Source organism: Brevibacterium sp. (assembly GCF_022712115.1).
Taxonomy (GTDB): Bacteria; Actinomycetota; Actinomycetes; order Actinomycetales; family Brevibacteriaceae; genus Brevibacterium; species Brevibacterium salitolerans.
The window spans coordinates 1-6580 of record NZ_JALAHB010000117.1 but is presented as its reverse complement, the minus strand read 5'-3'; the positions used below and the strand labels follow the sequence as shown (position 1 = coordinate 6580).

Sequence of the window (6580 nt, the reverse complement as noted above, 5' to 3'; positions counted from 1 at the left end):
CCCGCCGGCGGCGCCGCGGCCGGGCGCGGGGGCCGGCGGGGAGGGCCTCTGGGCGAGGCCCCCCCCGCCTGCGCGTCGCGGCCCGCTTCCCGTGCCCGCCTCAGCTGGGGAACTGCCGCCGCCTGACCGCCGGCTTGGGCACGCGCAGGCGGCGGATCTGGATCGCGCGCATGATGGCGTAGAAGTTGGTGCCCTTCTGGATGCTGTCGGCACCGAACTTCGCACGGATCCGGCCGCGCAGCAGGGTGCACAGCAGCACGCTGTCGAGGACGATGAGGGCGATGAGCCCGTAGACCACGAAGTTGGCGATCATCGCGAAGTCCGGCATGAACATGCCGGCCAGCAGCACGACGAGGGCGATGGGGATGAAGAGCTCACCGATCGAGAAGCGGGCGTCGACGTAGTCCCGCACGTACCGGCGCTGCTCGCCGGCGTCCCGGGGCCCCAGGTAGCGTTCGTCGCCGTTCATCACGCCGATCCGCGCCTCGTCGCGGCGACGGCGCATCTCCTCGCGGGCCTTCCGGTCCGCCGCCTTGCGGTCACCGCCCACGAGGGGACGCTGGTTGCGCGCCTGCTGCTCGCTGCGCTTGGGCGTGGGCCTGTTCTTCTTCGCCTCCGCGGGGTTCGCGGGCAGGGCAGTGTCCTCCGTCCCGGTCACGGCCTCGGAGTCGGTGCTCCTGGGGTCCTGGGAATCGGCTGCGCTGTCACTGGTCCTGTTCCGTCCAAACACGCATTGAATAGTATCGGACTATGACCCGAGCACCTATTGCCCGCTCCGAGCGGGCCGCGTCCCTCCACTCCGCCCTCGATTCGATCTTCGCCGAGGTGCAGGCCGACCTCGCTCGCCTCGTCGCCCGCCCATCCAGCGCCGGGCCGGCCAGCCACCAGGCGCACGTGGCGGCCTCGGCGGACGCCGTGGCCGCGCTCGCGCGGAAGGCGGGCTTCGCCGAGGTCGAGATCCTCACCGCTGCCAAGCCGGACGGCGCCGAGGGCTCGCCGGCGGTCGTGGCGCGCACGCCGGCGCCGGAGGGGGCTCCCACCGTCGTCCTCTACGCCCACCATGACGTGCAGCCCGTCGGTGACGAGGGGCTGTGGCGCACGCCGCCCTTCGAGGCGACCGAGGTGGACGACCGCATCTACGGACGCGGCGCCGCCGACGACAAGGCGGGGATCCTCGTCCACCTCACGGCGATGCGCCTGCTGGGCGACGACCTGGGCGTGGGCGTCGTCCTCTTCGTCGAGGGGGAGGAGGAGGCGGGCTCGCCCAGCTTCCACGACTTCCTGCTGCGGCACCGGGAGAAGCTCGCCGGTGACGTCTTCGTCGTCGCGGACAGCGGCAACTGGGCCGCGGGCACGCCGGCGCTCACCACGAGCCTGCGCGGCATGGCCGCGCTCGAATTCACCGTGAGCACGCTGGACCACGCCGTGCATTCGGGAATGTACGGGGGAGTGGTGCCGGACGCGGGCATGGCCATGACCCGGCTCCTGGCGTCCCTCCACGCGGACGACGGCTCCGTCGCCGTCGAGGGGCTGGTCGGGGCGGAGACCGCGGAGGTGGACTACGCGGAGTCGACGCTCCGCGCGGACTCCGGGGTCCTCGACGGCGTGGAGCTGATCGGCCGCGGCACCCTCGCCTCCCGGGTGTGGGCGCAGCCCTCGATCACCGTCATCGGCCTCGATCTGCCGCAGGTGGACGTCTCCTCCAACACCCTGCAGCACTCCGTGCGCGCCAAGCTCAGCATCCGGGTGGCGCCGGGCGACACCCCGGAGAACGCGCTGGCCGCCGTGAAGCGGCACCTGCGCGCGCACGCGCCCTTCGGCGCACGGGTGGAGATGGGTGCGGAGGAGTCCGGGAGCCCCTGGCGGGCGAACACCGCCGATCCCGTGGTGGCCGAGGCCATGGGCGCGCTCAGCGACGGCTTCGGGACGGAGGCCGTGCAGGTGGGCCTCGGCGGCTCCATCCCCTTCATCGCGGACCTGCTGGAGGTGTTCCCGCAGGCCTCGGTGCTCGTCACGGGCGTGGAGGACCCGGATGCGCGCGCCCACAGCGCCAACGAGTCCCTCTACGTGCCGGATTTCCGGGCCGCGATCGTCGCGGAGGCCCTGCTGCTGGAGCGGCTGGGGGAGCGCGCCGCGGTGTAGCCTGGAATGCATCGGCGGGGCCGTGCGTTACGGCCTGAGGATCGACCCATACGTCAGGAGAGTCAATGACTGCCACGCAAGAGACCACAGCCGCCCACGGAGTCGAGCTCTCCGAGGCCGCGGCGGAGAAGGTGCGCAGCCTGCTGCAGCAGGAGGGACGCGATGACCTGCGCCTGCGCGTCGCCGTGCAGCCGGGAGGCTGCTCCGGCCTCATCTACCAGCTGTACTTCGACGAGCGCACCCTCGACGGAGACGCGATCCGCGACTTCGGCGGGGTCGAGGTCGTCGTGGACAAGATGAGCGTCCCCTACCTGGGCGGCTCGACGATCGACTTCTCCGACACCATCGAGAAGCAGGGCTTCACGATCGACAACCCGAATGCCGCGGGCTCCTGCGCCTGCGGCGATTCGTTCCACTGATCCGGCGGAGCCGTCCCGAGGGGCTGCGGACGTGTGTCACGTCCGCAGCCCCTTCGTGCGTCCGGGAACGGTGAGGAAGGGGTGAATCCCGTGTTCGACGAGGACCTGCGGGCGGTCGGCGGGCGTCTGCCGGAGCCCGAGGCGGTGATGGCGGCCTATCGGGTCGGACTGTTCCCGATGGGGCTGGGTGAGGGCGGCGGGCCTCCCGTCGGCTGGTGGGCGCCTGTCGCACGCGGTGTGCTCCTGCCCGGCGATCTGCGGGTGAGCCGCAGCCTCCGCAGGTCCATGCGCGGGTTCGACTGCGCCGTGGACACCCGCTTCGCGGAGGTCGTCGACGGCTGTGCGGACCCGCACCGGGACGGGGCCTGGATCACGCCTGCGATGAGACGTCTGTACCTGGATCTCCACGCGGCCGGACACGCCCATTCCGTCGAGGTGATGCAGGACGGAGAGCTCGTCGGCGGGCTCTTCGGCATCTCCTTCGGCCGCGTGTTCGTGGGGGAGTCGATGTTCCACCGGCGCACCGATGCCTCCAAGGCCGCCCTGGTCGCTCTCGTGCGGCTCCTGGACGCCGGAGGACCCACCTGGCTCCTCGACGTCCAGTGGATCACGCCGCATCTGGCGAGTCTCGGCGTGTCGGAGCTGAGCGGTTTCGACTACGCCGTTCGGCTCCAGCATGCGGGGGGTCTGGATCCCGGTGAAGTTTTTTCCCGAGCGGCCCGCACCGACGTGAATTTCTACGCCATGTAGCGGTACGCTGTCAGGGACAACGTTAGAGTTCGGTGACCCGGGCCTGGGCGTTGCCTGACACTTGCGCCAGCCGTCCCGTGACGGCGGGCGAGGCGGGCGGCCCGAGGTCTCGGATCCTCCACCGACAGAGGTTCTGAAAGGCTGCACGTGGATTCTCCGAATCAGCCCGCGCCGAGGACGGGCGCGTCCCGGGCCAAGCGGCTCGGTGCTATCGGCGCAGCGGCGGCAACCACACTGCTCGCCGGGTGTACGAAAGAACAGTGGGAGGTGGGGTTCCTTCCCGTCGAGTCGAAGGGTGCGACCTCCCACACCGAGCACTACATCGCGCTGTGGAACGGCGGATGGATCGCCGCGCTCATCGTCGGTGTGATCACATGGGCGCTCATGCTCTGGTGCATCGTCGCCTACCGGCGCCGGAAGAACGACCGCGGCCTGCCGGTGCAGATGCGCTACAACATGCCGGTCGAGATCTTCTACACGATCGTCCCGATCGTTCTCGTCGTGGGCTTCTTCTTCCACAACGTCGATGCGATGGACAAGACCATCTACGACGAGACGGAGCCGGAGGAGGTCATCGAGGTCTACGGCAAGCAGTGGGCCTGGGACTTCAACTACGTGACCCAGGACGCGCACTACGCTGGCGTCCAGGCGAACCTGGACGGAACCGAGCAGCCCGGCGAGGACGCTCCGACGCTCTACCTGCCGGCTGACACGGACGTGCAGCTCAAGCTGGAGTCGCGTGACGTGATCCACTCGTTCTGGGTCCCCGCCTTCCTCGAGAAGCGCGACATGATCCCCGGACGCAGCTCCACCATCAACCTCCGTCCCCTGGCCGAGGGCGACTACGTGGGCAAGTGCGCCGAGCTCTGCGGTGAGTTCCACTCCGAGATGATCTTCAACGTCAGCGTCGTGCCCTACGACGAGTACGTCGCCTACACCGACGGCCTCAAGGAGCAGGGCAACGAGGGCGTGCTCGGCGACGAGTACAACCGCACCGACTGGTACAAGAATCCCTACGAGCAGGAAGGGGATGAGCACTGATGACCGCGACCGCACCGCGGACCGCTGCAGAGGCCGGACTCCCGGCCGATCCGGTTCCCACCAGCAAGGGACGCATCTTCGTCAGCTGGATCACCTCCACTGACCACAAGACGATCGGGTACATGTACCTCATCGCATCGTTCATCTTCTTCTGCCTCGGCGGCGTGATGGCACTGCTCATCCGCCTCGAGCTCTGGGAGCCGGGGATGCAGATCCTCGAGACGAAGGAGCAGTACAACCAGCTGTTCACGATGCACGGCACCGTGATGCTCCTGATGTTCGCCACCCCGCTCTTCGCGGGCTTCGCCAACGTCATCATGCCGCTGCAGATCGGCGCCCCCGATGTGGCGTTCCCCCGGCTGAACTCCTTCGCGTTCTGGCTCTTCCTCTTCGGCAGCCTCATCGCGCTGTCCGGCTTCCTCACTCCGCAAGGTGCGGCCTCGTTCGGCTGGACGGCATATGCCCCGCTGTCGAACACGACCTACACACCCGGCGTCGGCGGGAACCTCTGGGTGATGGGCCTGGCCCTGCAGGGCTTCGGCACCATCCTGGGCTCGGTGAACTTCATCACCACCATCATCACGATGCGCGCGCCCGGCATGACGATGTTCCGCATGCCGATCTTCTGCTGGAACACCCTCATCACCGGTGTGCTCGTGCTCATGGCCTTCCCGCCGCTGGCCGGCGCGCTGTTCGGTCTCGCGGCAGACCGAATCCTCGGTGCGCACCTCTTCAGCCCGGAGAACGGCGGCCCCGTGCTCTGGCAGCACCTGTTCTGGTTCTTCGGCCACCCCGAGGTGTATGTCATCGCGCTGCCGTTCTTCGGCATCGTCTCGGAGATCTTCCCGGTGTTCAGCCGCAAGCCGATCTTCGGCTACGTCGGCCTCGTCTACGCGACCATCGCCATCGCGGCGCTGTCCGTGACGGTCTGGGCCCACCACATGTACGTCACGGGTGCTGTGCTGCTACCGTTCTTCGCGTTCATGACGATGCTGATCGCCGTGCCCACGGGTGTGAAGATCTACAACTGGATCGGCACGATGTGGCGGGGCTCGCTCACCTTCGAGACGCCCATGCTGTGGTCGCTCGGATTCCTCGTGAGCTTCGTGTTCGGCGGGCTCACGGGCGTCATCCTCGCCTCCCCGGCACTCGACCAGTCGGTCTCCGACTCCTACTTCGTGGTGGCGCACTTCCACTACGTGGTGTTCGGCACCGTGGTGTTCGCGATGTTCGCCGGCTTCTACTTCTGGTGGCCCAAGTGGACCGGGAAGATGCTGGACGAGACGCTGGGCAAGATCCACTTCTGGGTCCTGTTCATCGGCTTCCACGGCACCTTCCTCATCCAGCACTGGCTGGGCGCGGTCGGCATGCCCCGTCGCTACGCGGACTACCTGCCCCAGGACGGCTGGACCTGGATGAACCAGGTCTCCACCGTCGGCTCGCTGATCCTCGGCCTCTCGCTCATCCCGTTCTTCTGGAATGTCTGGGTGACGGCGCGCAAGGCTCCGAAGGTCACGGTGAACGACCCCTGGGGCTACGGCGGCTCGCTCGAGTGGGCGACCTCCTGCCCGCCCCCGAGGCACAACTTCACCTCCCTGCCCCGTATCCGCTCCGAGCGCCCGGCATTCGAGGCCAACCACCCCGAGCTGCTGGAGTTCCAGGCGTACGGCCACTCTGAAGCAAAGGCGGTCGCACAGTGAAGACATCTGCATGGATCTTCATGCTCAGCGTGGGCTTCTTCTTCCCGATCGCGTTCGTCTACGGCTACCTGACCGATTTCGACGAGCTGGTCGGTTTCCCGGCGATCCTCCTCGTCGGCGGGATGACGCTGATGATCGGCGTGTTCCTGTGGCTGCGGGAGAAGAAGAGCCCGCCCCTGGCGTCGGACGACCTCGACGCGGAGATCGAGGACGAGCACTACGAGTACGGCTTCTACTCCCCGTGGAGCTGGTGGCCGATCCTCCTCTGCGCCGGCGCGGCGCTGACCTTCGTGGGCGTCGCCGTGGGCTGGTGGATCATGCCGTTCGGCGGTGTGCTCGCGGTGGTCGGCCTCGTCGGCCTCGTGTACGAGTACGACCGTGGAGCGCACGCTCACTGATACGTCTCGTGTGACTCGGTAGGAGCGGGCCTGTCGGACTCTGTGGAGTTCGGCGGGCCCGCTCTGCTGTGCGCGGGCGGTCTCTGCTGTGCGCGGTGTCTGTGATCGTCGTCAGCAGTCTGTGTTCTCT

General features: G+C 68.3%; 7 protein-coding genes. 6 read left to right on the top strand and 1 reads right to left on the bottom strand.

Going from position 1 to position 6580, the window contains the following annotated elements; all coding sequences use genetic code 11:
* Positions 1–100 precede the first annotated feature (100 nt).
* Positions 101–730, bottom strand: a complete 630-nt coding sequence (locus Q0A33_RS06935; RefSeq protein WP_291794710.1) for a DUF3043 domain-containing protein — start codon at positions 728–730, stop codon at positions 101–103.
* A 20-nt stretch (positions 731–750) separates the two neighbouring features.
* Here Q0A33_RS06935 and Q0A33_RS06930 point away from each other — a divergent pair, with 20 nt between their 5' ends.
* The 6 genes from Q0A33_RS06930 (at position 751) to Q0A33_RS06905 (ending at position 6450) form a co-directional block, all read left to right on the top strand.
* Positions 751–2142: a M20/M25/M40 family metallo-hydrolase gene (locus tag Q0A33_RS06930; RefSeq protein ID WP_291794709.1), complete on the top strand. Its 1392-nt coding sequence runs from the start codon at positions 751–753 to the stop codon at positions 2140–2142.
* 65 nt (positions 2143–2207) lie between these two features.
* Positions 2208–2561, top strand: a complete 354-nt coding sequence (locus tag Q0A33_RS06925; RefSeq protein WP_291794708.1) for an iron-sulfur cluster assembly accessory protein — start codon at positions 2208–2210, stop codon at positions 2559–2561.
* 81 nt (positions 2562–2642) lie between these two features.
* Positions 2643–3311 carry a leucyl/phenylalanyl-tRNA--protein transferase gene (gene aat, locus Q0A33_RS06920; protein ID WP_291794707.1) on the top strand — a complete coding sequence of 223 codons (669 nt, stop codon included), beginning with the start codon at positions 2643–2645 and terminating at the stop codon, positions 3309–3311.
* Between the two features lie 147 nt (positions 3312–3458).
* On the top strand, positions 3459–4352 hold the full coding sequence (coxB, locus tag Q0A33_RS06915; RefSeq protein WP_291794706.1) for a cytochrome c oxidase subunit II: 894 nt from the start codon (positions 3459–3461) through the stop codon (positions 4350–4352).
* Positions 4352–6052: a cytochrome c oxidase subunit I gene (gene ctaD, locus Q0A33_RS06910; RefSeq protein WP_291794705.1), complete on the top strand. Its 1701-nt coding sequence runs from the start codon at positions 4352–4354 to the stop codon at positions 6050–6052. Before coxB ends, ctaD begins: the two co-directional genes overlap by 1 nt.
* Positions 6049–6450 (top strand): cytochrome c oxidase subunit 4, encoded by a 402-nt coding sequence (locus tag Q0A33_RS06905; protein ID WP_291794704.1) that lies wholly within the window; start codon positions 6049–6051, stop codon positions 6448–6450. Before ctaD ends, Q0A33_RS06905 begins: the two co-directional genes overlap by 4 nt.
* Positions 6451–6580: the final 130 nt, after the last annotated feature.

Coding starts and splice junctions, on each gene's coding strand:
- Q0A33_RS06930 (WP_291794709.1), top strand. CDS start 751: ATGACCCGAGCACCTATTGCCCGCTCCGAGCGGGCCGCGTCCCTCCAC.
- Q0A33_RS06925 (WP_291794708.1), top strand. CDS start 2,208: ATGACTGCCACGCAAGAGACCACAGCCGCCCACGGAGTCGAGCTCTCC.
- ctaD (WP_291794705.1), top strand. CDS start 4,352: ATGACCGCGACCGCACCGCGGACCGCTGCAGAGGCCGGACTCCCGGCC.